The following is a 25,632-nucleotide window of genomic DNA, read 5'->3' on the forward strand; positions in this document are numbered from 1 at the left end:
TTGACTATTGTGCATGAATCTGCCCCAGTCTTGCAGGCCAAGGGTGTGGGTAAAACGGTTCAGACCAGTGACGGACCACTTGCCATTTTGCAAGACATCAATTTCACGATTCGATCAGGAGAGTCGGTTGCTATTGTGGGCGCATCGGGATCTGGTAAGAGCACACTATTGGGTCTGATGGCCGGTTTAGATCTACCCACGAGTGGCTCGATCGAACTCATGGCGCAGGATCTGGGTCGATTGGATGAAGACGGTCGGGCAAAACTAAGAGGTCAGTTTGTGGGCTTTGTGTTTCAGTCCTTTCAACTAGTACCTCATCTCAATGCCCTTGAGAACGTCATGCTGCCTTTGGAGATTCGTGGAACACCGCTGACGGAGGCGCGCGAGCTCGCAGCCGATTGCCTCGCACGCGTCGGCTTATCGCAACGTTTAATGCATTACCCCAAAACCTTATCGGGCGGTGAACAGCAACGCGTGGCCTTAGCCCGTGCATTTGTGAGTGAGCCATCCATTCTGTTTGCTGATGAGCCCACTGGTAGTTTGGATGAGGCCAGCGGTTCCAAAGTCATTGAACTCCTTTTTGAGCTCAACCGTGAGAACGGCTCCACCTTAATCTTAGTAACCCATGATCCCCAACTCGCAAAGCGCTGTAGCCGTCAGTTAACGCTGCAAGGCGGTCGTTTGGTCTAAAACCAGAACCGGGATTGCAGGGCTCTTATAATTGCGGAATGTCCTTTTTCCGTTGTCTGCCCGGGGCTGATGCCCTCTCTGTCTTCCGTCAACAACGGCTTCTGAGTCACCTCCAACGCGAGGGGATTGAGATTCAGTCGATTCAGGCTCAGTATCTGCACTTTGTCTGGTTCCCCAATCAACTGACTAGCGATGAGCTGGCAACCCTCGATGCATTGCTGCAGTATGGCGAACCATTTGAAGTAAAAGCAGCGCTAAATCGTGCAATTGTCATTCCGCGCTTTGGCACGGTTTCTCCATGGGCAAGTAAGGCGACGGATATCGCCCATCAGTGCGGATTAAAAGTCCTCCGAATCGAGCGCGGCATTGCTTATCAATGGAGTGCAAAACGTGCACTAAGCCCAGAACAAGAACGCACTCTCCAAGCCAGCCTATTTGATCGCATGACCGAGGTGATCATTGCTTCGCCAGAGGAGGCGAATGCCCTCTATCAAACCTTACCCGATCGCCCATTCACCCGTATTGATGTCATTGGTTTGGGTCAAAAAGCGCTCGATGATGCAAATCAATCGCTCGGCTTAGCACTTTCGGCCGATGAGATCGCGTATCTCGAAGAGAACTTCAAGCGCTTAGGTCGTAACCCCAGTGATGTTGAGTTGATCATGTTTGCGCAAGCGAACAGCGAACACTGCCGCCACAAAATCTTTAATGCGAGCTGGACAATCGATGGCAAAGAGCAAGAACACTCGCTCTTTGCCATGATTCGGAACACGCACCGTTTGCAGCCTAAGGGAACGGTTGTGGCTTACTCGGATAACTCGGCCATTATGGAAGGGTGCGAAGCGGATATATGGAGCTCCTCGGGGCCCGCAGGGCAATACCACACCAAGCGTGCTTTGGTACACACTCTAATGAAGGTTGAGACCCACAACCATCCCACAGCGATTGCTCCGTTTCAGGGGGCGGCGACGGGATCGGGTGGAGAGATCCGTGATGAGGGTGCAACCGGGATTGGTGGCAAACCCAAAGCAGGGCTTACCGGGTTTTCAGTATCGAACTTGCATATCCCTGGCACGAACTTGCCATGGGAGCAAAAGCCCTATGGCAAACCAGAGCGGATTGCGACCCCCTTACAAATCATGATCGATGGTCCATTGGGTGGCGCTGCCTTCAATAACGAGTTTGGTCGCCCTAATCTGGGTGGGTATTTCAGGGTCTTTGAGCAAACCATCGCAGGCAAGCGCCGCGGTTACCACAAGCCCATCATGATCGCAGGTGGGATTGGTGCAATTGAAGACATCCACACCCATAAGAAAACCATTTTAGATGGCGATCTACTGATTCAGTTGGGTGGTCCTGGCATGCGCATTGGTATGGGTGGTGGCACAGCTAGCTCTATGGCAACGGGTGCTAATACCGCCGATCTTGACTTTGACTCGGTGCAGCGTGGCAACCCCGAGATTGAGCGTCGCGCGCAAGAGGTGATTAATCAATGCTGCTCGCTAGGAGAGAACAACCCCATCGTGTCAATCCATGATGTGGGGGCAGGTGGCTTATCGAATGCATTCCCCGAACTCGCCGATAGCGCCAAGCTCGGTGCGCAATTTGAACTGCGGAAGATTCCGCTGGAAGAGAGCGGTATGAGTCCCGCAGAGATCTGGTGCAATGAGTCACAAGAGCGGTATGTGATTGCGATCCACGCCAAGGATCTCGAGCGCTTCGCCGCCATTTGTGAGCGTGAGCGTTGCCCCTATGCGGTTGTGGGCCACACCACGCAAGAGCGTCAACTGCAGCTGCACGATCAGCAACAAAGCGCTAATCCAGATCAAGAGTATCCAATTAATATGCCCATGGAGGTGCTCTTAGGTAAACCTCCCAAAATGCACCGCGATGTACAAAGCACGCATGAGCAATTTGCTCCCATCAATTGCAATGAGATTGATCTCAAAGCAGCAATTGAGGCGGTATTGCAACAACCAACGGTGGCGAGTAAATCCTTCTTAATTACGATTGGTGATCGCACCGTGGGCGGCTTGAACTCGCGCGACCCATTTGTGGGCCCATGGCAAGTACCGGTGGCTGATTGCGCAGTGACCACCATGGATTATCAGGGCTATCGTGGAGAAGCCATGAGTATGGGTGAGCGCACCCCCGTAGCTCTCTTTAATGCGCCAGCAGCAGCCAAAATGGCAGTGGGTGAAGCCATCACGAATATTCTGGCAGCGGATGTCCAGCGCATTGATGAGATTAAGCTCTCAGCGAACTGGATGGCCGCCTGTGGTCAAGCGGGAGAGGATGCCAAACTCTTTGCCTCAGTAGAGGCAGTCGGTATGGAGCTCTGTCCAGCACTGGGGATCTCGATCCCGGTAGGGAAAGATTCGCTATCGATGGCCACGACCTGGCAGGACCAGAATCAAACCAAACAAGTGATTGCACCGGTCTCACTCATCATCTCAGCGTTTGCCCCAGTGCATGATGTTCGTAAAACACTGACACCGCAGCTCAACACCGAGATCGCAGATACCGAGCTGATTCTGATTGATCTGGGCTGCAATCAAAATCGCATGGCAGGTAGCATCGTCACCCAAGTATTTGATCAAACCGATACCGAAGCACCATCCGTTGACAGACCTGAGGTCCTAAAGGGATTCGCCAACGCGATTACACAACTGCGTACCAAACAAATGGTCTTGGCCTATCACGATCGTTCGGACGGAGGTCTCCTTGCTTGCGTTGCCGAGATGGCCTTTGCCAGTCACTGCGGAATTTCAATCAATGTTGATCTGCTTTGCATTGATGCACGCACCGAACAGGATTATGGCGATGCGAAGAACTGGGCTAGCCAAGTGAGTGGTCGTCGCCATGAGCAAACCATACGGGCCTTGTTTAATGAAGAGCTTGGTGTAGTCATTCAGACTGAACGATCCCAGCGCGATCAGGTCTTTGCTATTTTGCGAGAGCAGGGCATCAGCGCCTATAGCCATGTGATTGGTAAACCCAATCAGAACGACACCCTAGAGATCTGGCGTGATGCCAAATGCATCTATACAGAGGGCCGCATTGCCTTGCAAAAACTATGGCAAAACACCAGCTATCAAATTGCACGCCTGCGCGACAACCCTGAATGCGTTGATAGTGAGTTCAATGCCTTGGATGACGCCAAGGACCCGGGTATGAGCCCCAAACTCACCTTTGATCCCAGTGAGAACATCAGTGCGCCATACCTTCAACATGCCACTCGTCCAAAGATCGCCATCTTGCGCGAGCAGGGCGTGAACTCACATCTAGAGATGGCGTATGCAATGGATCGTGCTGGCTTTGCCACGCATGATGTGCATATGAGCGATTTACTATCGGGTAGAGCGTATCTAAAAGACTTTCAAGGCTTAGTAGCCTGCGGTGGATTTAGCTACGGCGATGTATTGGGAGCGGGTGAGGGTTGGGCCAAGACCATTCTCTTTAACCCAATGCTTAGTGATCAGTTCAGAGCATTTTTCAATCGCAGCGATAGCTTTGCATTAGGTGTTTGCAATGGCTGTCAGATGATGAGTAATTTATCGAAACTCATTCCCGGAGCGGATGCGTGGCCGAAGTTCACGCGTAATCAATCGGAGCAATACGAAGCGCGTTTGGTGATGGTGGAAGTATTGGACTCACCATCCTTATTCTTTAAAGGAATGGCGGGAAGTCATCTACCCATTGCAGTAGCGCATGGCGAAGGGTATGCCAACTTTAAACACCAGGGCAATATCAAACTGATTGAATCCAATCACTTGGCAGCCATACGCTTTATTGATCACTACGGTCATCCAAGCGAACGTTACCCCTTTAATCCCAATGGCTCACCCCAAGGACTCACCAGCGTAACAACTTCTGACGGCCGCTTTACTGTGATGATGCCGCACCCCGAGCGCGTCTTCAGAAATGTGCAAATGAGCTGGCATCCCAAAGAATGGCATCAGCACGCCGATGGTGCAAGCCCCTGGTTACGCATGTTCCGCAACGCCCGTGTTTGGGTGAACTAGGTGGCCAGCAACAAAACGACGTTTCCTCCAGTGACATTTTCGGAGTCGGGCGGTATTCGTTATCTTCACCTCGGTACCCCATGGATTCAGGGGGCCATGCGCATTCGCGATCCGAACGAGATTTATCTTGAGTACTCGCAACAAATGATGGCCTGGCTACTCTTTTTGCAGAGTAAGCCCAAGATGCAGATTGCGCAATTAGGCTTGGGTACCGGCTCACTTGCTAAGTTCACCCTAGAGCATTGTCCTGATGTGGTGAATACGGTTGTGGAGCTTAACCCTGCAGTCATCCTGGCAGCAAGAACCATGTTTGAGTTGCCCAATGATCATGTCAAGCTACGGGTTCTGCAAGAAGATGCACTAGCCTTTGTGAATAACAAACGGCATCAGCAGCAGTTTGACGTCTTGCAAGTGGATTTGTATGATGCCGATGCCAAAGGTCCCGTCTTAAGTTCGCTCGAGTTTTATCAAGCCTGTTACCGAACCCTGAAAGCAGTGGGTGTGATGACCGTGAATCTGTTCTCACAACACAAAAGCTTTGATATTAATCTCAACAACATATGTAAAGCCTTTCACGGTAGGGTGCTGATCTTCCCAGAGTCCCATGATTGCAATGCCGTCGCGATTGCTTTTAAAGGACCGATGATCACCACCGATTGGGAGCGTATTGTGCAGCGCGCCAAAATGATTGAGAAAACGACGGGATTGCCAACTAAGTCTTGGGCACATGGCTTGCGAGCTTTTAATGCCCACCAAGAAGAGCGACTGGTTATTTAAATAACCCTTTTCTTTTACATCTTTATGTGTAATATTCGCTTTACACATCCTTTGCGGGGTATTAGCGATGACCGACACAACCTTTATTAGCCTTTTCATCCTCCTTGGGGCATGTTTTGGGTTTATAACCTATGCACAACGTCACTTGTTTAGCGAGGGCCCTCACAAGGCAAAGGGCTCGGATGACAGCCCATTTGAGACCCGCACGTTTTGGGTACTGCTTTGCGCATTACTTTGGCCAATCATGGTTGTTACCAGAATCCACAGCGCTTGGATCATGCACAAGCGCAGAAAGCAAGCGAAGCCGGTTGTCTTGCATTGATATTTGAATCACCGAAGAGCAAGAGCTGAAATAAAAAAGCCCAAGGCTAAAACCTTGGGCTTAATCGTTTAAGGACAGGCTTAAACGTTTACGGTATCCGCAACTTCACTGAAGTCTTTGATCTTGTCAAAGTTCATGTAGCGATACACATCATTGGCTTTGGCATTGACCGCTTGGAACTGTTCTAAGTACTCCGCCATAGTCGGTATGCGACCTAGTAGGGCGGCAACTGCAGCAAGCTCAGCCGAAGCTAAATAGACGCGCGTATCAATTCCTAAGCGATTAGGGAAGTTACGTGTCGACGTGGATACCGCTGAAGCACCCTTGCGCATCTGTGCTTGATTGCCCATGCACAGCGAGCAACCGGGGGACTCCATCCGCGCACCGGTGCGACCCAAAATGCCGTAATAGCCTTCCTCGGTAAGGATCATGGCATCCATCTTGGTGGGTGGCGCAATCCATAAGCGTGTTGGGATATCGGTTTTACCTTCAAGGATCTTGCCGGCGGCACGGAAGTGACCGATGTTGGTCATGCATGAACCAATAAATACCTCATCGATCTTGTCACCTTGAACCTCGGAGAGATATTTGACATCGTCGGGATCGTTGGGGCAAGCCAAGATTGGTTCCTTGATCTCGTTCATATCGATCTCAATGATTTCGGCGTAATCCGCATTCTCATCGGCCTTCAGCAATTGTGGATTTGCAATCCAGTTCTCCATCGCCTTAATGCGACGAGCGAGCGTACGCTTGTCTTCATAGCCATTGGCGATCATCCACTTCATGAGCGTAATGTTGGAGCGCATGTATTCGATGATGGGCTCTTTGTTCAGGTGCACGGTGCAACCACCGGCAGAGCGCTCGGCTGATGCATCGGATAGCTCAAAGGCTTGCTCAACCTTGAGATCAGGTAGACCCTCAATCTCTAGGATGCGACCTGAGAACACATTCTTCTTGCCTTTTTTCTCAACCGTGAGGAGACCGCGCTTAATGGCAAAGAGGGGAATAGCATTGACCAGGTCACGCAAGGTAATACCAGGTTGCATTTGACCTTTAAAGCGAACCAATACGGACTCAGGCATATCCAGTGGCATGACACCGGTGGCAGCCGCGAATGCGACCAGACCCGAGCCAGCAGGGAAGGAGATGCCAATCGGGAAACGGGTATGGCTATCACCGCCCGTGCCACAGGTATCAGGTAACAGGAGGCGATTTAACCAACTGTGGATCACACCATCACCTGGACGAAGTGAAACTCCACCGCGATTGGTCATAAACGATGGCAGTTCATGATGGGTACGAATGTCCACTGGCTTAGGATAGGCCGAGGTATGACAGAACGATTGCATTACTAAGTCTGCCGAGAACCCAAGGCAGGCGAGATCTTTGAGTTCATCGCGGGTCATTGGTCCCGTGGTGTCTTGCGAACCCACGGTGGTCATATGGGGCTCGCAATAGGTACCCGGGCGCACGCCTTGGCCTTCGGGTAGGCCGCATGCACGACCCACCATCTTTTGGGCCAAGCTAAAGCCCTTCTTGTTATCAGGTGGGCTAATCGGTACTCGGAACTCGGTCGATGCGGGTAAGCCGAGTGAGGCACGCGCCTTGGCGGTTAAGCCACGACCAATGATGAGTGGAATACGGCCGCCAGCACGAACCTCATCAAGAATCACAGGGGACTTGAGTGTGAACTCCGCAATCACTTTGCCATCTTTGAGTACTTTGCCTTCATAGGGGCGAAGCTCAATCACATCACCCATATTCATTTGATTGACGTCAAGCTCAATCGGCAGGGCGCCAGCATCTTCCATGGTATTGAAGAAGATCGGTGCAATCTTGCCACCTAAGCAAACGCCGCCATAGCGCTTATTAGGAACGAAGGGAATGTCTTGGCCAGTCCACCAAAGCACGGAGTTGGTAGCTGATTTACGAGACGATCCGGTGCCAACCACATCACCCACATAGGCAATTTGATGACCCTTTTGTTTGAGTGCCTCAATTTGTTTCATAGGGCCGCGCACGCCAGCCTCATCGGGCTCAATACCTGAACGGGGGTTCTTGAGCATCACCGTCGCATGCAAGGGGATATCAGGACGGCTCCACGCATCGGGAGCTGGGGAGAGGTCATCGGTATTGGTCTCACCAGTTACCTTGAAAACCGTCAGGGTCATGGACTCAGGGACTGCGGGGCGGCTGGTAAACCACTCGGCATTAGCCCAACTCTGGATCACAGCCTTAGCATTTGCATTACCTTTCTCAGCTAAGTCATTGACATCATTAAAGTAATCAAACATGAGTAAGGTTTTCTTGAGGGCTTCGGTTGCAGCAGCTCCGCATTCGGCATCCTCAAGTAACTCGACAAGCGGCTTGATGTTGTAGCCCCCAAGCATGGTACCCAAGAGCTCGGTCGCCTTAATGCGAGAGATCACGGGCGATTGCAGCTTACCTTTAGCAAGCGCATCTAAAAACTCAGCCTTCACCTTGGCGGCTTCATCCACGCCAGCAGGTACACGATAGGTAATTAAATCAAGGAGTTGTGCCTCTAAACCTTTAGGGGGGTTCTGAAGCATTTTGACCAATTCAGCGGTTTGATCCTTGGTTAATGGGAGGGCGGGGATGCCTTGCGCGGCACGTTCGGCTACATGGGATTGGTATGCGTCTAACATAAGATTCCTGATCAGAAGTGGGCCAAAAGAACAGGCTATATTGTAAAACTTTACTGACAGCGGATCTAGAGAAAATACCCCTAATCCGCCTGATATTTACAGGATCTCTTCGTCCTTCAGGGCCCAAACCAGAGCAATTACCCAGCCAATTAAGGACCACCCTAAAAAGAGGTTCAGGGCAAATATAGCCCCGGTATTGGCGCGTTTACGGTAAAGCGCAATCGCCACCGGCAGGAAATAAAACAGGGATAGAAGGGTGATGAGGATGGCGAATAATAAACGCATCCCTAATTTTACTTAGGGCAAGTCCGAAGTCTCTTTTTTTCAATCCGCTCCAGCTATCGTTATAATTGCGTATTACCAATAGACGTTAAGCGATGACCAAATACGTTTTTGTCACTGGTGGTGTAGTTTCTTCTCTCGGAAAAGGAATTGCAGCCGCCTCGCTTGCCGCGATTCTTGAATCACGCGGCCTGAAAGTCACCCTCCTAAAATTAGACCCCTACATTAACGTTGATCCTGGAACGATGAGTCCGTTTCAGCACGGAGAAGTATTCGTAACTGAAGACGGGGCTGAGACCGATCTCGATTTGGGTCATTACGAACGCTTTGTGAGCGCCAAGATGCGCAAGAGCAATAACTTCACCACCGGCCAAATTTATGAGTCGGTGATTCGCAAAGAGCGCCGTGGTGAGTATCTGGGTAAGACCGTTCAAGTGATTCCCCACATTACCAATGAGATACAGGCCTTTGTGGAGAAGGGTGCTAAAGCCAGTCATGATGGCCATGCCGATATTGCCATTTGCGAGATTGGCGGCACCGTCGGTGATATTGAATCACTCCCGTTCCTAGAAGCTGCGCGGCAAATGAGCTTGCGACTTCCCAAAGGTGATTGTGCATTTGTCCATCTCACCCTAGTGCCCTGGATTCAGAGTGCGGGTGAGTTAAAAACTAAACCCACGCAGCACTCGGTACAAAAGCTCCGCGAGATCGGAATATTGCCTACCGTCTTATTGTGCCGCGCCGATCGTGAGATCCCCGATGACGAGCGCGCCAAGATCTCCTTGTTCTCGAATGTGCGCGAAGAAGCAGTGATCTCGGTTTGGGATGTCGATACGATTTATAAGATTCCGAAGATGCTGCATGAGCAGGGGATGGATGAGCTCTTATGCAAGGAGCTCAATATTCAAGCCAAACCTGCCGATCTCTCGATGTGGGATTCCTTGGTCTACGAGCTTGAACATCCTCAGTATGAGGTCACGATTGGCATGGTGGGTAAATATGTGGACCTCACCGAATCGTACAAATCATTGATTGAAGCCCTGCGCCATGCTGGCATTCACAATCACACCAAAATTAATATTCGCTACATTGACTCCGAGCGCTTAGAGCAGGGCAATCTCGAGTGTCTCTATGATCTCGATGCCATTTTGGTACCCGGTGGATTTGGTAAGCGTGGCACCGAAGGAAAAATCAAAGCCATTCAGTATGCGCGCGAGAACGACGTGCCGTATTTGGGCATCTGTCTAGGAATGCAACTTGCTGTGATCGAGTTTGCCAGGCACGTCGCCAAGATCGAAGCAGCCAACAGCACCGAGTTTGACCCGGAGACCCCCAATCCAGTTGTGGCGCTCATTACTGAGTGGCTCGACCGTGAAGGCAAGATTGAAAAACGTGCAGCCGACTCTGATATGGGCGGAACAATGCGCCTGGGTTCACAAAAATGCCCAGTGAAGCCCAATACACTTGCTCATAGCATTTATGGTGCTGAAGTAAATGAGCGTCACCGCCATCGCTATGAGGTGAATAATATCTACGCTCCAAAGCTTGAGAAGGCCGGCATGATTATTTCTGCGCGTACCCCCAATGAAGATCTGCCGGAGATGATGGAGTTGCCTAAATCGATGCATCCATGGTTCTTCGGTGTGCAGTTCCATCCCGAGTTCACCTCAACCCCAAGAGCCGGGCACCCCTTGTTCTTGGCCTACATCCGCGCAGCGCTCGCGCGTCAAACTGCTAAAACAGCAGTCGCTGCGTAATTGGAACATTATGTTTAATCATTTGTGTGGCTTTGAGATTGGTTTAAACAAACCTTTCTTCTTGATTGCGGGCCCGTGCGTGATTGAGTCGGAACAGTTTTCCATTGACACGGCTGGTCAGATCAAAGCAATTTGTGCCGATCTCAACATCCCCTTCATTTACAAGTCCTCCTTTGATAAAGCCAATCGTTCCTCAGGATCCTCATTTCGGGGCCTGGGAATGGAAAAGGGCTTGGCGATCTTAGAAAAGGTCAAGAAACAAATTGGCGTACCAGTCCTCACCGACGTACATGAAATCAGCGATGTGGCAGCGGTAGCTTCCGTAGTTGATATCTTGCAAACCCCAGCGTTTCTTTGTCGGCAGACAGACTTTATTGCTGCTGTTGCTCAAAGTGGCAAACCAGTGAATATTAAGAAGGGGCAATTCTTATCCCCCCATGAGATGGGTAATGTGGTCGATAAAGCGAGGGCTGCTGCGCGTGAAAAAAATCTACCCGATCAATTTATGGTGTGCGAACGTGGTGCCAGCTTTGGCTATAACAACTTAGTCTCGGATATGCGTAGCCTCGCCATCATGCGCGCGACGCAAGCCCCCGTTGTCTTTGATGCAACTCATTCGGTGCAATTACCAGGCGGCCAAGGCAGTAGTAGTGGTGGGCAGCGTGAGTTTGTGCCGGTGTTGGCGCGCGCAGCGGTAGCCGTTGGTATCAGCGGTCTATTTATGGAGACCCATCCGGATCCAGCCAAGGCATTATCGGATGGTCCCAATGCAGTGCCACTAAAACACTTAAAAGAGCTATTGGCAACACTGCAACAGTTGGATCGCGTTGTGAAACAAGCCAATATGTATTTAGAAGACCGATTTGTGGGTTGACCCTTAGCCAATCATCGACCTTCAACCCCAAACAGATATTTAGGAGAGAGCATGAGCGCAATTGTTGACATTATTGGTCGTGAGATCTTGGACTCGCGTGGCAATCCCACCGTCGAGTGCGACGTTCTGTTGGAATCGGGTGTCATGGCACGCGCTGCGGTTCCATCTGGAGCATCGACTGGCTCGCGCGAGGCGATTGAGTTACGTGATGGTGATGCTAATCGCTATCTCGGCAAAGGCGTACTAAAAGCCGTTGAAAACATCAATACCAAAATTGCTGAAACGGTATTGGGACTGGACGCGAGTGAGCAAGCGTTTCTGGATCGCACCCTGAATGATCTTGACGGCACCCACAATAAAGCAGGTCTTGGCGCAAACGCTACCTTAGCCGTATCGATGGCCGTAGCACGCGCGGCTGCAGAAGAGGCCGGCTTGCCACTCTATCGCTATTTTGGTGGCTCAGGCGCCATGCAATTGCCGGTCCCCATGATGAACATCGTCAATGGCGGTGCCCACGCTAACAATAGCTTGGATATTCAAGAGTTCATGATCATGCCAGTGGGTGTCGACAGCTTTCGGGAAGCGCTGCGCTGTGGTGCCGAGGTCTTTCATGCCCTCAAGAAAATATTGCATGATAAAAATATGCCAACCTCGGTGGGTGATGAAGGTGGTTTTGCACCCAACTTCAAGAGCAATCAAGAGTGCCTAGAAACCATTCTGAGTGCGATTGAGAAAGCGGGCTATCACGCCGGTGATGATGTGTTGCTGGCCTTAGATTGTGCGGCGAGCGAGTTCTATAAAGATGGCAAGTACCATTTATCAGGCGAGGGCTTGCAACTGAGTTCCACCGAGTTTGCGGATTACCTCGGCAATTTAGCCAATCAGTTCCCGATCGTATCAATTGAAGACGGGATGCATGAGAGTGATTGGGATGGCTGGGCGACCTTAACTCAAAAGCTTGGTCAAACCATCCAGTTGGTTGGGGACGATCTATTTGTCACCAACACTCGCATTCTCAAAGAGGGGATCGATAAAGGCATTGCGAACTCGATTCTGATCAAGATCAACCAAATTGGCACACTTACTGAGACCTTTGCGGCCATCGAGATGGCTAAACGCGCCAATTACACCGCAGTGATCTCTCATCGCTCTGGTGAGACCGAAGACAGCACCATTGCCGATATTGCAGTGGGTACGAATGCTGGTCAAATTAAAACCGGTTCCTTGTCTCGCTCCGATCGGATCGCGAAGTACAACCAGCTCCTGCGCATTGAAGAGGATCTGGGTGATGTGGCGAGCTATCCTGGTAAGGCTGCGTTCTACAACCTGCACAACCTAAAGTAAGCCTGCTTGCGTAATGCGCCTGATTATCTACTCGATGCTGGGATTGCTGATCGTGATCCAGTATCCGCTCTGGTTTGGTCAGGGCGGATGGCTCAAGGCCTATGAGCTAGAACGACAGCTCGATGCGCAGATCCAGAAAAATAAAGCCTTAGAAATTCGGAACAATAAACTGGCTGGCGATGTGAAGGATTTAAAAGAGGGCACACGTGCAATTGAAGAACGGGCCCGATCAGAGCATGGGATGCTCAAAGAGGGCGAGTATTTTGTACAGATCGTGCCTAAAGACGGCGTGCCCTCAAGCCCTAATGCCGCTCCAGTACCCGCAACACCCAAGCAATAGTTAATGCCCCTTGGAGGCCGGTCGCACAGCGTCGCTGAGCGTCGTGCTAGCAAACGCTTGTTTGCAATCGACGGTATCAAAGCGATATTGCATCCCACAAAAGTCGCAGCGAGTCTCTACCGCACCGAGTTCGGCCAAAATGCTATCGACCTCTTCTTGACCTAACATCCGAATCACATCGGCAACTCGCTCACGTGAGCAGCGGCAGGCAAACCGAATAAGCCGCGTCGGAAAGCTGCGCACTCCAAAGCGCTCCGATTCTTCGAGAAATAAGCGGCGCAATAAGGTCTCAGGCGCAACTTCTAAGAGCTCTTCATTGGTAATCGTGCTCCCCAGCATCTGAATGCGCTCCCAACCTTCAGCCATCATCTTAGGGTCATATTGAGAGGCGCCGCCGGCATCGGGCATGCGTTGTAATAAAAATCCGCCCAAGGATTGTGAGCTTGAGGCCAGCCAGATGCGGGTATCAAGTTGTTCAGAGTGTTGCATATATTGCATGATGGCATCGCTCACCGTTTCAATCGGCTCATCCAAACCAGGGTGGGTAGAGGATGGCCGTTTTAATGCCACGATTCCTTGATAGGGTGTTTGGGATGGCTTGCGATCAACTGGATCGAGGGTAATAGCCAAACGGCCAGAGCCTTCTGCATCAAGCAATTCAGCGAGAGTGGCATTGTCAGGAATTTGATCAAAATCCGGATTAAGGGTAACACTCGCTCGGATTTCAAGTTGGGATGTGCATTCAACCACCAAGAGCTGAATTGGCCCCTTACTCTGAGCTTGAATAATCAAGGTGCCATCGAGCTTGATGCTAGCCGTTAAGAGCGTGGCCGCTGCAATAAACTCGCCCATCACCTTTTGAACCGCCGGTGGATCATTGCGCAGGGCCAAGATGTTCTGCCACGCACTGCCAATTGAGACAAACTCACCCCGCACGGGGGCGCCGTCGCACACAAAGACCAAAAGCTGATTCATCCTAAAATATCCTAAGCAGTTCTGACCTGAGATAATACTGCCCATGCGTATTCGAACCCGTTTTGCTCCAAGCCCAACCGGCTTTATTCATTTAGGTAATCTGCGTAGTGCCTTGTACCCCTGGGCCTTTGCGAGAAGCAAGGGCGGGGACTTCATCTTGCGGATTGAAGATACCGATCAAGAGCGCTCCTCCCTCGAGGCCGTTGAGGTAATCTTAGAGGGAATGCATTGGTTGGGCTTAGATCCCGATGAGGGTCCCATCTATCAAATGCAACACATGGACCGCTATCGTGAAGTTCTCAAGCAAATGCTAGCGGATGGCTCGGCATACTATTGTTATATGAGCGAAGATGAGCTCAATCGTTTGCGTGACCAGCAAATGGCTAATAAAGAGAAGCCTCGCTACAACGGCTTTTGGCGTCCCGAACCTGGTAAGACGTTGCCAGAACCCCCCAAAGACGCTTTACCCGTGATTCGCTTTAAAAACCCAATTGGTGGTTCAGTCATTTGGAAAGATGCCGTTAAAGGGATGATTGAAATCAGTAACGATGAGTTGGATGATCTCATCATCGCTCGCCCCGACGGCACACCCACCTACAACTTCTGTGTGGTGGTTGATGATCTCGATATGCAGATTACCCATGTGATTCGGGGTGATGATCACGTCAACAATACGCCACGGCAAATTAACATCATGAAGGCGCTTGGTGGCACGCCGCCGGTCTACGCGCACCTACCAACAGTCTTGGATGAGAGTGGCGAGAAGATGAGTAAGCGCAATGGTGCTCTGAGCGTGCGCGACTATCAAAAAATGGGCTATCTACCCGAAGCCGTCCTAAACTATCTCGCGCGCTTAGGCTGGTCGCACGGCGACGCTGAAATCTTTACGCAAGAGCAATTTGTGAAATGGTTTGATTTGGAGCACTTGGGGCGCTCACCGGCACAACATAACCCCGAGAAATTGCTCTGGCTCAATCATCACTATATTCAGCAGGGTGAGCCAAAGCGTCTTGCGCAGTTATGTATGCCGTTTATTCATCAGCAGGGGATTGATCTCTCACAGGGGCCTGATTTTGAGTCGGTGGTTAACCTACTTAAAGACCGCGCGAACACCTTGTTAGAGATCGTCGAAGGCGCCAAGCTTTTCTATCAGGGCCGACCCAATCTCAGTAACCAGCAAATTGCCCAAAATATTCCGAGCGCTGTGATTCCAGCCATAGCAGATTTTAGAGAGCGACTAACAGCATCAAATCCCAAAACTAAGGAAGAGGTTGCTGCCCAGCTGAAAGCGACGCTTACCCAGTTTCAACTCAAGATGCCCGCCTTGGCAATGCCAATCCGGTATGCGCTATTTACCACCACCCAAACGCCAGCGCTTGATGCGGTGATTGCGGTGATGGGTAAGGACGAAGTTGTCGAGCGTCTCTCAAAAATAGGCTAAAATCTTGGATTGTTTTGAAAGTGCACCAATATAAGGGGGTATAGCTCAGCTGGGAGAGCGCTTGCATGGCATGCAAGAGGTCAGCGGTTCGATCCCGCTTATCTCCACCAACAAAACAAGTAGTCCAAGGTCCCCATCGTCTAGAGGCCTAGGACATCACCCTTTCACGGTGAGTACGGGGGTTCGAATCCCCCTGGGGACGCCAGTCATGCAGTGACGCGCATGATGCAGTATCTGGAGCGGTAGTTCAGTTGGTTAGAATATCGGCCTGTCACGCCGAGGGTCGCGGGTTCGAGTCCCGTCCGCTCCGCCAGATTCCAAAAGCCACCTTCGGGTGGTTTTTTCATTTCTCGGTCATGAAAACCACTATCATTACAACAATATTCTCGTTTGAGGTATTTTTGTCAATTAACCATAGAGGAATTTCATGAAGAAAATCGCACTTGTAAGCGCAGCCGTATTAATGATGGGCACACCCGCAGTCATGGCCCAAAATAAACCACAGGCAGTGGTTGCTGTTGAAACTGCTCCAGGCGTCTTAAAAGTAGCTGAAGGTGTTCAGTTCCAAGGCAAGTTCAAATCCGTTGATCCAAAAACCCGTGAAGTGGTGATTGTTGGCCCCAATGGTAATGAGTACAAAACCGTGTTGGGTGATGAGGTCAGAAACTTCAATCAAATCAAAGTAGGCGATATCGTCACTCTGACCCATGTTGAGGTCTTGGTAGCCGATCTTAAAAAGCCAAGCAAAGTTGAAATCCGCGAGCGTGTTGAAACCGAAAAAGCAGCGCGTGCAAAGTTGGGTGATAAACCTGCTGCTGCGATCGAGCGTCAAGTGACTGTGGTTGCTGATGTAACCGCTGTAGATGAAAAGAAAGGTACCATCACTTTGCGTGGCGCTACTCGTACATTGGATCTGAAAGTGAAAGATCCAAAAGTACTAAAAGGCGTAAAAGTGGGTACGCAAGTTGAAGCAACCGTTACCGAAATCATCGCGATTGAAGTAACTGCTCCTAAGAAGTAATTTATATCGTATTAAAGACCCGTCTAGTGAGAGCTAGGCGGGTTTTTTCATCATGACCCTCAAGAAAACCGATTTAGCAAAACGCCAAGGCCTGCAGATCGCACTGCGCCTGAAAAATGCCAGCAAGGCTGATTTGCAAAACAAGCAAACAAAGTCAAAATCAAACGCCAAACCTGCACCACTATTGCAGTCAATTTTGCGCAAATCCAAACAAGACGACCCCACGCGCTAAATCAGTATTAGCCCGTAGTCATCTAGACTCATCTAGTTGATTTTCATATGAAGCCAATTAATATCCAAACTAATTGATCTGATTAGCCCCATTTTTGCTTAAATTTTGGCTATTTTTGTAATAGACTAATTTCAGTTAATTCATACAGTAACCATTTCAATGGGGGTCGCGATGAGAGCAAGTCAATCAATGAATGCTGTGGGCAGCATCCCCAAAGCGATTGATGGGCCTTGCGCTTGGCGAGGAGCCGATCTTGCTCAGAAATCGGATTGGATCGTTCACTGGACACCGGAACAAGTCGCCGAACTCGAGCGCGCAGCAGATCACTTTGCTGCTACCGGGCTCGCACTTGAAAGTATTACGCCCGAGAGTTTCCCCCTTCACAATCTAGAGCCATTTATTCAGGGGCAATTGCAAGAACTCTTGCGCGGCCGTGGCTTTGTGATGCTGCGCGGCTTGCCAATCGCAAATTGGTCGATTGAGAAGGCGGCTACCATTTACATGGGGATCGGTCGCCACATGGGGAGTTTGCGAAGCTCCAATGGCAAAGGCCATCTCTTGGGTCACGTGCGTGATCAAGGCGCTAAGGTAGAGGCGGGTGCGCGTTTTTACCAAACCAACAAGAAGCTGGACTACCACACTGACTCTGCGGACATTGTTGGTCTGTTGTGCCTGCAAAAGGCGAAGCAGGGTGGCGAGTCATTTATCGCAAGCTCAATGGCTGTTTATAACGAACTCGTTAAGCGTCGCCCTGATCTGATTCCGGCAATGTTTACCCCATATCCTACCGATCGTCGCGGTGAAGTACCGGAAGGGCGTGACCCCTGGTTTGAGATCCCCATCTTTAACTGGTATCACGGTGAACTATCCTGCGTTTATCTGCGCCACTACATCGAGGAAGCGCAACGCCGCTTTCCGAATGCTCCACGCTTAACTAAGGAGCAAGTGGAGGTCATGGATTTGATTGATGCGATCTTGCAAGAACCTGGATTTGCCTTGCAGATGGCGTTCGAGCCAGGCGATATTCAGCTCTTGCATAACCATCAAATTCTGCATTCCAGGAATGACTTTGAGAACTGGCCTGAACCTGAGCGCCACCGTCATTTGCTAAGACTCTGGATTGCCCCGCCATCTGGACGACCCTTACCCGATTACTTTGCATCCCGTTGGGGTAATACCACCCCAGGGGATCGGGGCGGCATCATTGTGCCGGGCACCAAACTCTCGGTGGAATTGAGCATTTAGGATCCAAAAAGAGCAAAAACCTAGTTTTAACCCTGATTGGTTTCCCAAAAATCGACTTGTAGTATGGGTTATTGTGCCTATAAAAACATCCCATTGTGGAGGAGACCTAATATGTTGAAGTCTAGTAAACGCCTCATTGGCAAATCGATTCTTGCGGGATTGGTGGCTAGTGCGCTTGGTATGAGCCCAGCCATCGCGCAAAACTATCCCAATAAACCCATTACCTTAATTGCCCCATATGCAGCTGGGGGTGATAGTGATTTCTCGGGCCGCAATCTGTCCGCTGTTGCAAGCAAAATGATTGGACAGCCCATCGTGGTACAGAACGTCGTTGGTGCCTCTGGCACAATCGGCTCACAAAAGGTAAGTGCTGCGCCACCCGATGGATACACCTTATTGGTATCACGCGGTGGATCGCAAGCCATTGTGCCAGCGCTCGATAGTAAAACACCATATAAGTGGAATGATTTCACGATGATCTCCTTGTTGGATTTCAATCCTGTGGTGTGCGTGGTCAAAAATGATGCACCCTATAAGACCATGAAAGATTTAATTGATGCGATCCGCGCTAATCCCGGTAAGCTAAATTACGCAACTGCTGGCCCTGGAACAACACAACATTTAGCCGTGGAAGTGATGCTCAGTCAGCTTGGATTGCCATCGACTGCTGCCATGATGATCCCGTATAAAGGAGGTGGCGAGGCAACCACTGCATTATTAGGCGGTCAAGTGCAATTCATTTGCAACAATCTCACCACCATGGTTGGTCAAATTAAGGGTGGTGCCATGCGCGCATTGGTCACTTCAACGCCCAATCGCCTGAAGGATTTCCCAGATGTACCGACTGCCAAAGAAGTGGGTGTCAGCAATCTCGAGCAAGTGATGGGATGGAGTGGTTTGTATGGGCCACCCGGATTGCCTGCCGAGGGAGTTAATAAATGGCAAGCTGTTTTGAAGGAAGTCGCCAAAGACCCAGCTTGGTTGCGGGGCAATGATACGGTTGGTGCAATTCCAGCAATTCGGTCACCCCAAGATACTGAGAAATTTGCAAGGGAACAATTTGAGCTCTACAGCAAACTAGGAACACAACTGAACCTAAAGAAATAAACAAAACGTCTTAAAAACTACGGCCCCAAAATCTGGGGCCGTTTTTATTTCCTCCTCATATTCGCCGTTGGGCTAATTGCGCCTCAGCAAAACCCCAAATAAATTGATCATTAGGTCGGTATAAGCAAATTACCGCGTTCAATCTAACTCCGAAAGTTTCTATGAAATTTCTAGCGATTGTTTTAACCACGCTTTTATCTCTATCGTCTTTGGCTTATGCTAAGGATCTAAAAGAATGTGAGGCGAAAGCCGTTAGTAAAGATGGTAAGCCTTTGTATGGTGCCGCTAAAGATGCGTCCATCAAAAAATGCTTAGGAGATGCAAAGCCTTCCAACTGCGAATCAAAGGCCTTGAGTAAAGATGGCAAGCCTTTATATGGCGCCGCTAAAGATGCTTTCATTAAAAAGTGTGAAGCAGACGCCAAAAAATAGCAATTGGTAGGTGGGTGGCCCTAAGCGGAGCCACCTCACCTGGTGTTATTCTCGCGCTTCGCTGCTTCGTACAAAGGCATGACCTTCGGTATCAATGCAGATAATTCTTTAATGCGATTCTCATTCGAAGGGTGGGTCGATAAAAACTCAGGCGGGTTCTTACCTTCACTTTCCTTACTCATCTTTTGCCACAGCGTAATGGCGGCACGCGGATCATAGCCGCCACGTGCAGCAAGCTCTAAGCCAATCGCATCGGCCTCACGTTCATTCTGCCGCGAGTTTGGCAATACCAACACATATTGCATGATTTGATTGGCAGCATCAATCGATTGAGCAGAACCTGCGCCTGCTGCGGCAAGCGCAACATTACTAATGATGTTTTGGGCCAGGGCTTGCGAGACCTGCTCGCGACCATGCTCTCGTACCGCATGAGCAATCTCATGACCCATGATCGCAGCAATTTCATCATCGGTTAAGTTGAGTTTATTAATGATCCCGGTGTAAAAGGTAATACGACCACCAGGTGCGCAGGTGGCATTCACAATTGGCGAATCAATTAACTGCAGACCCCAATTCCAACTGCGGGTATCGTCCCGAAATACCGCTGTCTGCGGAATTAATCGGTTGGCAATGGTCTTAAGTCGCTCATACTCAGGGCCACTGGTAATAAGTATCTTTTTCTTCTGCGCCGCCTTGGCCTGCTGCTCAAAACTAATTGCCGACATCCGATCGATTTGTGCTGCGGAGATCATCATGAACTGGGAACGCTGCACACCCACAACTCCAGGACGGCTAGTGTTGGCGCACGCCACCAAGAGGCAGCATGCTACCAAAACACTAACAAGCGCTTGAATAAAACGTGGGCGATACATCAGGTTCATAGTGGATAAACGCCTGATGGGCAACGGCGGATGACCCGAACTAGCTGCGTTTGAGATTCGGGGCGGGCAAGCCCTCGATCAAGATGTTCAAGATCGCCGGTAAGCCTTTAGCCTGCAAGCGTTGCGCAGCGGGTAAGACTTCAACTGCATCGGTGACTAGTTCTCCAGCACCACCAAACGCCTCTGCGACTTGATCGTAGCGGGAGGGTAAAAGCTCACACCCCTTAGCCCGTTCTTGACCATACTCCCGAATCTGAATCTGATACTCGGCATTCCAGCAGGCATCATTGCCCACGACCCCAATGAATGGCAATTGATAGCGAACGGCGGTATCAAGTTCTGACGAATGAAAGCCAAAGGTACCATCCCCCATCACGGCAAGGACAGGCACGCCGGGCTTGGTGTACGCTGCTGCAGTGGCAAAAGGAAGTGCCGCACCAATCGAACCAGCAACACCATTAATCACTCGGTTGGGTGCATGCAGGCAAGCCTGCGCCCATTGACCAATTTCACCACCATCTGCTACTAGTACTGAATCTGGATGAGAATCGAGAATGGCCTGTAAGGCAAGCATTGCTCTGCCTGGATGCGCATGCTTGGGCGTCTTGGATGTGGCGGTCGACCACGTATTAGGACGATAAGCAATTGCCTCATTGACCCATGGTAGCCAACTGGCATCCTGCGTTTTGGTATGGACACTTTGCGCCGCATCTAGCAAAGCAGTAATCGAAGGTGATAAATCAGCTTGTATGGCCAACTCCAACCGCGAGCCGAGTGCATTCTGAGAGCGCTTAAGTTCAGCCGCCTCTGAATCAATTTGCATAAAGCGTGCATCGGCTTTAAAGGTTGGCGAGTTACCAAACTTGAGTGTGAAGTCTAGTCGTTTCTCAAGGAGTAAGACGCAATCGCTTTGCGCGAGGACTTCGGCAAAAGCACCCAGGCTAGGATCGCCTACACCGCGCGGACTCTCTGTTGCAATCACCGGCACACCAAGCACTTCACTTAATTGCTGAAGTTCTTTAGCGTATTGGTAGCAACCACGCGGACCAACCAAAACCACCGGCTTTTGAGCGGCACGTAACTGGGTAACGATCGACTGTGCATTCTCTGAACTTAAGGGAGGGTTTGATGTAAGTTTGGGTGCGCTGGGACTTGGCGTTGCAGACGTATTTGTTAGTGGATTCTCAAGGGCATCGGATGGCAGACTCAGATGCACGGGGCCCGGTCGACCCAATTGGGCAATCGCGCAGGCTAACTCAAAATCCGCTGCTAGATATTGTGGGCCTGCACAGGTCCATGATGCTTTGCATAAAGGCGCCGCAATATCAGCTTGGGGCATTTCTTGAAAGGCGCCTTTGCCTAATTGGTTTAAGGGAGCATGACCAGATAACAGCACCACCGGAGCTTCGGCCATCGCGGCGGTATATAAAGCGGACACCGCATTGGCATGACCTGGACCCCCAGTAACCATTGCAATACCCACTTTGCCACTCAAGCGAGCATATGCATCGGCCATATGAACGGTTGCTGCTTCGTGGCGCGTATGAATTAATTTAATCGGGTGATCAATCACCGCATCAAAAATGGGCATGATGTGATTACCAGAAAGGGTAAAAATTGAGTTCACACCCTGTGCCTTAAAGGCATCCACCAATGAATGCGCACCAAGCCGTTCTGCCATGATTGCTCCTTAATAATTGCTTTATTTTAATTAGACGTTCTTATTTTTTCTGGGTAGCAGCAGTGGGAGCTGTAAAGGATGCAGCCATTGCATCGTATAAAACAATCTTGACCTCGTCGTTGACCGCAATATCCTTCAATAAAGCTGCATTCTTGATGCGGTAGGTATCGGGCTTACCTTTGGGACCCTTAACCGAGATGGTCATCTTCTGGCGATCAATACCAATCACGGTGGCAATAATCGTGGTGGTATTAGAAATGACTGAGGCAGGCTTACTGCCAAGCGGAGCAGAGGTTTGGCTGGTGGTTTGTACTTCGCTACGAATGCCTTGGTTGTTGACCTTAGCCAATTCAATTACAACTGCCAACTCATGCGTGACGGTAAGACGATCGCCCACTTTAATTTGGGGGAAGTTCTTGATCTCAGGCCCCGCGACAAAATTGGTCACTGTGCCGTCTTTATCTTTTAGGGTAACCGTGCGCGTTTTGCTATCGACCTTTGTTACTACTGCATCGACTAATTGATAAACCTCATCAATTCCGGCCGCCGCGATCGGAGCCTTATTGGGGTCAACCATTGCAGGCTTGGTTTGTGCCAGACTGACAGAGGAGAGGCCAATGCCTAAGACGAGGATTGCAAGATTTTTTGAGACAAATGACGATGAGTTCATGATTTTGAGTAATTGTTGATTGAATACCAAATGATTATGACCCGATTTCTCTGGCCCACCAGTTTCCCTTAAATTGACCTGCAAGCCAATCGATTAATTTACTCACTTTACTGGTCAGCAGTCGCGGTGAGCTATAGACCGCATGGATCTCTTGGGCAGGCATGGTCCAATCTTCTAACAAGGGCTTGAGGTGCCGGCTCTGGACAGACGTGTAAGCCACATACCAGGGAAGGGCTGCAATTCCGAGATGCTGCCTGGTTGCGGATAGAAGTGCTGAGAGATTATTGGAGTAGAGGGGGCCTTGCACCTGAATGGATTTGTTGGAGCCGTCGCGACCCGTAAATTGCCAACGATGGTCTCCTTGCACTGAGCTGTAGATCAGTGCGGTATGACGACTTAAATCGCTGGGTATGGAGGGCGTGCCAGCCTGCATGAGGTATTCAGGGGTGGCGACCAGAACCCAGGGATTAAGACCCAAAAAGCGTGCTCCCAAACTGGAATCGGATAGACGCCCCATCCGAATTGCAAGATCGACGCCTTCTTCGACCAAATTTATGTAACGATCATCCAGGTTGAGGCTTACCTGTAACTGCGGATGATCCCTCATAAACTCCAGTACCAACGGCGTTAGCACACGTCGACCAAAGGCTACTGAGCTACTGATATTGAGTTTGCCTTGTACTTCGGATTGTAAGAGGCCGGCCAGATTCTCGGCATCCTCAACTTCATGAATAATTGTTTTGCATTTCTCGTAATAGATCTTGCCAATTTCGGTGGGGGTAACGCCGCGGGTACTGCGATGGAGCAGAAGGGATCCTAGGCGCTTTTCAAGGGCGGCAACATGCTTAGTGGCCGTAGGCTGAGTAATGCCTAAACTGCTCGCGGCTTTACTAAATGAGCCAGTTTCAACCACCCGTATGAATAAGGAAATGCCTTGTATTCGATCCATAAACCATTGATTTAAATAAATTAAAACTAATATATTCCAAAATAGAATAGATGATATTAAGGTATCACACTTCTCAGAATATCTCAATTTAAGGATGATTCATTCATCTTATTCAAAAGGAGGCAACAATGGCACTCATGAAAGCCGCAATGGCAGCTGTTTTGGTAATGGAAAAAGAGGGCATCACCACCGCGTTTGGCGTTCCTGGTGCTGCGATTAATCCCCTGTACGCACAATTACGCGAGCGTCAATCAATCACCCATATTCTGGCACGTCACGTTGAAGGCGCTTCCCATATGGCCGAAGGCTACACCCGAGCCAAAGCTGGCAATATCGGTGTTTGCATTGGTACCTCCGGCCCTGCTGGTACCGACATGATTACTGGCTTGTATTCAGCAAGTGCCGACTCGATTCCAATCTTGTGTATCACTGGCCAAGCACCACGTGCTCGTCTCTACAAAGAAGACTTCCAAGCGGTTGATATCGAGAGTATTGCCAAGCCTGTTACCAAAATGGCAGTAACGGTGCGTGAACCTGGTTTAGTACCTCGCGTATTTCAGCAGGCGTTTCATGTGATGCGCTCAGGACGTCCTGGCCCTGTACTAATTGATTTGCCCATCGATGTGCAGTTAGCCGAGATCGAGTTTGATATCGATACCTACGAGCCATTGCCGGTTTACAAACCATTTGCCAATAAGAAGCAAATTGAGAAGGCCATGGAGATGTTGATGTCGGCCGAAAAGCCATTGATCGTGGCTGGCGGCGGAATTATTAATGCGGACGCCGCAGATCTGTTGGTCGAGTTTGCCGAGATTACTGGTATTCCTGTGATCCCAACATTAATGGGTTGGGGTGCAATTCCAGATGATCATCCCTTGATGGCTGGCATGGTGGGTTTACAAACCTCGCATCGTTATGGCAATGCCACGATGTTGGCCAGCGACTTTGTATTAGGAATCGGTAATCGTTGGGCCAATCGCCATACTGGTTCGTTAGAGGTCTACACCAAAGGCCGTAAGTTTGTACACGTCGATATTGAACCAACTCAGATTGGTCGCGTATTTAATCCCGACTACGGCATTGTGTCTGATGCGAAGGCTGCCCTCGAACTCTTCGTTGAAGTAGCCAAAGAGTGGAAGGCGAAAGGCAAGCTCAAAAATTACAGCGATTGGGTCTCGCGTTGCCAAGAGCGTAAGCGCCTCATGTTGCGCAAAACAAACTTTGATAATGTGCCCATCAAGCCTCAGCGTGTTTACCAAGAGATGAACCAAGCGTTTAAACGCGATACCGTTTATGTATCAACCATTGGTCTTTCACAAATCGCTGGCGGCCAGTTCTTGCATGTCTATGGCGCACGTCAATGGATTAACTGCGGTCAAGCAGGTCCATTAGGTTGGACAGTACCTGCTGCACTCGGCGTGTTGGCTGCTGATCCAACTCGTACCGTTGTTGGTCTTGCAGGTGATTATGACTTCCAGTTCCTGATTGAAGAATTGGCCGTTGGTGCTCAGTTTAAGTTGCCACTCGTCATGGTTCTCGTGAACAATAGCTACCTGGGTCTCATCCGTCAGGCACAACGCGGCTTCGATATGGATTACTGTGTACAGCTCGCGTTTGACAACATCAACGTACACGATGAGAACCTGAAAGGCTATGGCGTTGATCACGGTAAGGTGGTTGAAGGCTTGGGTTGCAAAACCTTGCGCGTCACCCATCCGGGCAAGATTCAGGAGGCTTTGATTGAGGCCCAGAAGATGGCTAAAGAATATCGGGTGCCCGTGGTTGTTGAAATCATTTTGGAGAAGGTAACCAATATTGCAATGGGTACTGAAATCAATAATGTCAACGAGTTTGAGGATATTGATTGCCGTCACCCAGCTGGTACCGAAGGTTTGGTAACGGCCGGTCTTTTAGAATAAGTC

General features: G+C 50.1%; 21 protein-coding genes and 3 tRNA genes. 17 read left to right on the top strand and 7 right to left on the bottom strand.

Annotated features, from left to right (window positions below):
* From AOC32_RS04670 to AOC32_RS04680, 3 genes are read left to right on the top strand one after another with little or no spacing between them, the layout of a single operon-like run.
* Positions 1-690, top strand: coding sequence for an ABC transporter ATP-binding protein (locus tag AOC32_RS04670; RefSeq protein ID WP_234409811.1), 690 nt, complete (start codon positions 1-3; stop codon positions 688-690).
* Between the two features lie 38 nt (positions 691-728).
* On the top strand, positions 729-4,715 hold the full coding sequence (gene purL / locus AOC32_RS04675; RefSeq protein WP_108508372.1) for a phosphoribosylformylglycinamidine synthase: 3,987 nt from the start codon (positions 729-731) through the stop codon (positions 4,713-4,715).
* Positions 4,716-5,492 carry a spermine/spermidine synthase domain-containing protein gene (locus tag AOC32_RS04680; RefSeq protein ID WP_234409812.1) on the top strand — a complete coding sequence of 259 codons (777 nt, stop codon included), beginning with the start codon at positions 4,716-4,718 and terminating at the stop codon, positions 5,490-5,492.
* A gap of 402 nt (positions 5,493-5,894) precedes the next feature.
* Here AOC32_RS04680 and acnB read toward each other — a convergent pair whose 3' ends face one another.
* Positions 5,895-8,480, bottom strand: coding sequence for a bifunctional aconitate hydratase 2/2-methylisocitrate dehydratase (gene acnB, locus AOC32_RS04685; protein ID WP_108508373.1), 2,586 nt, complete (start codon positions 8,478-8,480; stop codon positions 5,895-5,897).
* Between the two features lie 96 nt (positions 8,481-8,576).
* Positions 8,577-8,765 (bottom strand): superinfection immunity protein, encoded by a 189-nt coding sequence (locus AOC32_RS04690; protein WP_108508374.1) that lies wholly within the window; start codon positions 8,763-8,765, stop codon positions 8,577-8,579.
* Between the two features lie 92 nt (positions 8,766-8,857).
* On the opposite strand from AOC32_RS04690, the gene AOC32_RS04695 reads away from it, so the two are divergent.
* The 4 genes from AOC32_RS04695 to ftsB are packed head-to-tail and all read left to right on the top strand — an operon-like array spanning position 8,858 to position 13,077.
* Positions 8,858-10,519 (top strand): CTP synthase, encoded by a 1,662-nt coding sequence (locus AOC32_RS04695; protein ID WP_108508375.1) that lies wholly within the window; start codon positions 8,858-8,860, stop codon positions 10,517-10,519.
* Between the two features lie 10 nt (positions 10,520-10,529).
* Positions 10,530-11,393 carry a 3-deoxy-8-phosphooctulonate synthase gene (gene kdsA / locus AOC32_RS04700; protein ID WP_108508376.1) on the top strand — a complete coding sequence of 288 codons (864 nt, stop codon included), beginning with the start codon at positions 10,530-10,532 and terminating at the stop codon, positions 11,391-11,393.
* Positions 11,394-11,444: 51 nt separating this feature from the next.
* Positions 11,445-12,737, top strand: a complete 1,293-nt coding sequence (gene eno, locus AOC32_RS04705; protein ID WP_108508377.1) for a phosphopyruvate hydratase — start codon at positions 11,445-11,447, stop codon at positions 12,735-12,737.
* A 13-nt stretch (positions 12,738-12,750) separates the two neighbouring features.
* The gene (gene ftsB / locus AOC32_RS04710; RefSeq protein WP_108508378.1) at positions 12,751-13,077 is read left to right on the top strand and encodes a cell division protein FtsB; all 327 of its coding nucleotides are present in this window, start codon (positions 12,751-12,753) and stop codon (positions 13,075-13,077) included.
* Here ftsB and hslO read toward each other — a convergent pair whose 3' ends face one another.
* Positions 13,078-14,052 carry an Hsp33 family molecular chaperone HslO gene (gene hslO / locus AOC32_RS04715; protein WP_108508379.1) on the bottom strand — a complete coding sequence of 325 codons (975 nt, stop codon included), beginning with the start codon at positions 14,050-14,052 and terminating at the stop codon, positions 13,078-13,080. It abuts the gene before it with no gap.
* 37 nt (positions 14,053-14,089) lie between these two features.
* On the opposite strand from hslO, the gene gltX reads away from it, so the two are divergent.
* The 9 genes from gltX to AOC32_RS04760 all read left to right on the top strand — a co-directional run bounded on the left by gltX (position 14,090) and on the right by AOC32_RS04760 (position 19,529).
* Positions 14,090-15,493, top strand: coding sequence for a glutamate--tRNA ligase (gene gltX, locus AOC32_RS04720; protein ID WP_108508380.1), 1,404 nt, complete (start codon positions 14,090-14,092; stop codon positions 15,491-15,493).
* 34 nt (positions 15,494-15,527) lie between these two features.
* A tRNA-Ala gene (locus AOC32_RS04725) sits at positions 15,528-15,603 on the top strand.
* Positions 15,604-15,622: 19 nt separating this feature from the next.
* Positions 15,623-15,698: transfer RNA gene (locus tag AOC32_RS04730), tRNA-Glu, on the top strand.
* Between the two features lie 31 nt (positions 15,699-15,729).
* Positions 15,730-15,806 (top strand) — tRNA-Asp (locus AOC32_RS04735).
* A gap of 114 nt (positions 15,807-15,920) precedes the next feature.
* Entirely contained in the window at positions 15,921-16,514 is a 594-nt protein-coding gene (locus AOC32_RS04740) for a hypothetical protein (RefSeq protein ID WP_108508381.1), read from the top strand.
* A 52-nt stretch (positions 16,515-16,566) separates the two neighbouring features.
* Entirely contained in the window at positions 16,567-16,746 is a 180-nt protein-coding gene (locus tag AOC32_RS04745) for a hypothetical protein (RefSeq protein WP_108508382.1), read from the top strand.
* Positions 16,747-16,917: 171 nt separating this feature from the next.
* Complete coding sequence (locus tag AOC32_RS04750) at positions 16,918-17,991, top strand: TauD/TfdA family dioxygenase (protein ID WP_108508383.1); 1,074 nt, start codon at positions 16,918-16,920, stop codon at positions 17,989-17,991.
* Between the two features lie 111 nt (positions 17,992-18,102).
* Positions 18,103-19,098 (top strand): Bug family tripartite tricarboxylate transporter substrate binding protein, encoded by a 996-nt coding sequence (locus AOC32_RS04755; RefSeq protein WP_108508384.1) that lies wholly within the window; start codon positions 18,103-18,105, stop codon positions 19,096-19,098.
* Positions 19,099-19,259: 161 nt separating this feature from the next.
* On the top strand, positions 19,260-19,529 hold the full coding sequence (locus AOC32_RS04760; RefSeq protein ID WP_108508385.1) for a hypothetical protein: 270 nt from the start codon (positions 19,260-19,262) through the stop codon (positions 19,527-19,529).
* A 35-nt stretch (positions 19,530-19,564) separates the two neighbouring features.
* Here the strand turns inward: AOC32_RS04760 and AOC32_RS04765 are convergent, their stop codons facing one another.
* Genes AOC32_RS04765 through AOC32_RS04780 form a run of 4 tightly spaced genes read right to left on the bottom strand, consistent with a single transcriptional unit; the run spans position 19,565 to position 23,710 of the window.
* Positions 19,565-20,410 (bottom strand): M48 family metallopeptidase, encoded by an 846-nt coding sequence (locus tag AOC32_RS04765; protein WP_234409813.1) that lies wholly within the window; start codon positions 20,408-20,410, stop codon positions 19,565-19,567.
* Between the two features lie 40 nt (positions 20,411-20,450).
* Positions 20,451-22,091: a thiamine pyrophosphate-binding protein gene (locus AOC32_RS04770; protein ID WP_108508386.1), complete on the bottom strand. Its 1,641-nt coding sequence runs from the start codon at positions 22,089-22,091 to the stop codon at positions 20,451-20,453.
* Between the two features lie 40 nt (positions 22,092-22,131).
* Positions 22,132-22,761 carry a hypothetical protein gene (locus AOC32_RS04775; protein ID WP_159074899.1) on the bottom strand — a complete coding sequence of 210 codons (630 nt, stop codon included), beginning with the start codon at positions 22,759-22,761 and terminating at the stop codon, positions 22,132-22,134.
* 34 nt (positions 22,762-22,795) lie between these two features.
* Complete coding sequence (locus tag AOC32_RS04780) at positions 22,796-23,710, bottom strand: LysR family transcriptional regulator (RefSeq protein ID WP_108508388.1); 915 nt, start codon at positions 23,708-23,710, stop codon at positions 22,796-22,798.
* A 128-nt stretch (positions 23,711-23,838) separates the two neighbouring features.
* Between AOC32_RS04780 and gcl the strand changes: the two genes are divergently transcribed.
* A complete protein-coding gene (gene gcl / locus AOC32_RS04785; RefSeq protein ID WP_108508389.1) occupies positions 23,839-25,629 on the top strand; it encodes a glyoxylate carboligase in 1,791 nt (596 codons plus the stop codon).
* The last annotated feature ends 3 nt before the right edge of the window (positions 25,630-25,632 follow it).

This window comes from Polynucleobacter acidiphobus, from assembly GCF_003065385.1.
Lineage (GTDB): Bacteria > Pseudomonadota > Gammaproteobacteria > Burkholderiales > Burkholderiaceae > Polynucleobacter > Polynucleobacter acidiphobus.

Excerpts from the sequence above, each read along its gene's own strand:
- purL (WP_108508372.1), top strand. The coding sequence starts at position 729 with ATGTCCTTTTTCCGTTGTCTGCCCGGGGCTGATGCCCTCTCTGTCTTC.
- acnB (WP_108508373.1), bottom strand. The coding sequence starts at position 8,480 with ATGTTAGACGCATACCAATCCCATGTAGCCGAACGTGCCGCGCAAGGC.
- AOC32_RS04690 (WP_108508374.1), bottom strand. The coding sequence starts at position 8,765 with ATGCGTTTATTATTCGCCATCCTCATCACCCTTCTATCCCTGTTTTAT.
- AOC32_RS04695 (WP_108508375.1), top strand. The coding sequence starts at position 8,858 with ATGACCAAATACGTTTTTGTCACTGGTGGTGTAGTTTCTTCTCTCGGA.
- kdsA (WP_108508376.1), top strand. The coding sequence starts at position 10,530 with ATGTTTAATCATTTGTGTGGCTTTGAGATTGGTTTAAACAAACCTTTC.
- eno (WP_108508377.1), top strand. The coding sequence starts at position 11,445 with ATGAGCGCAATTGTTGACATTATTGGTCGTGAGATCTTGGACTCGCGT.
- ftsB (WP_108508378.1), top strand. The coding sequence starts at position 12,751 with ATGCGCCTGATTATCTACTCGATGCTGGGATTGCTGATCGTGATCCAG.
- hslO (WP_108508379.1), bottom strand. The coding sequence starts at position 14,052 with ATGAATCAGCTTTTGGTCTTTGTGTGCGACGGCGCCCCCGTGCGGGGT.
- AOC32_RS04740 (WP_108508381.1), top strand. The coding sequence starts at position 15,921 with ATGAAGAAAATCGCACTTGTAAGCGCAGCCGTATTAATGATGGGCACA.
- AOC32_RS04745 (WP_108508382.1), top strand. The coding sequence starts at position 16,567 with ATGACCCTCAAGAAAACCGATTTAGCAAAACGCCAAGGCCTGCAGATC.
- AOC32_RS04750 (WP_108508383.1), top strand. The coding sequence starts at position 16,918 with ATGAGAGCAAGTCAATCAATGAATGCTGTGGGCAGCATCCCCAAAGCG.
- AOC32_RS04755 (WP_108508384.1), top strand. The coding sequence starts at position 18,103 with ATGTTGAAGTCTAGTAAACGCCTCATTGGCAAATCGATTCTTGCGGGA.
- AOC32_RS04760 (WP_108508385.1), top strand. The coding sequence starts at position 19,260 with ATGAAATTTCTAGCGATTGTTTTAACCACGCTTTTATCTCTATCGTCT.
- AOC32_RS04765 (WP_234409813.1), bottom strand. The coding sequence starts at position 20,410 with ATGAACCTGATGTATCGCCCACGTTTTATTCAAGCGCTTGTTAGTGTT.
- AOC32_RS04770 (WP_108508386.1), bottom strand. The coding sequence starts at position 22,091 with ATGGCAGAACGGCTTGGTGCGCATTCATTGGTGGATGCCTTTAAGGCA.
- AOC32_RS04775 (WP_159074899.1), bottom strand. The coding sequence starts at position 22,761 with ATGAACTCATCGTCATTTGTCTCAAAAAATCTTGCAATCCTCGTCTTA.
- AOC32_RS04780 (WP_108508388.1), bottom strand. The coding sequence starts at position 23,710 with ATGGATCGAATACAAGGCATTTCCTTATTCATACGGGTGGTTGAAACT.
- gcl (WP_108508389.1), top strand. The coding sequence starts at position 23,839 with ATGGCACTCATGAAAGCCGCAATGGCAGCTGTTTTGGTAATGGAAAAA.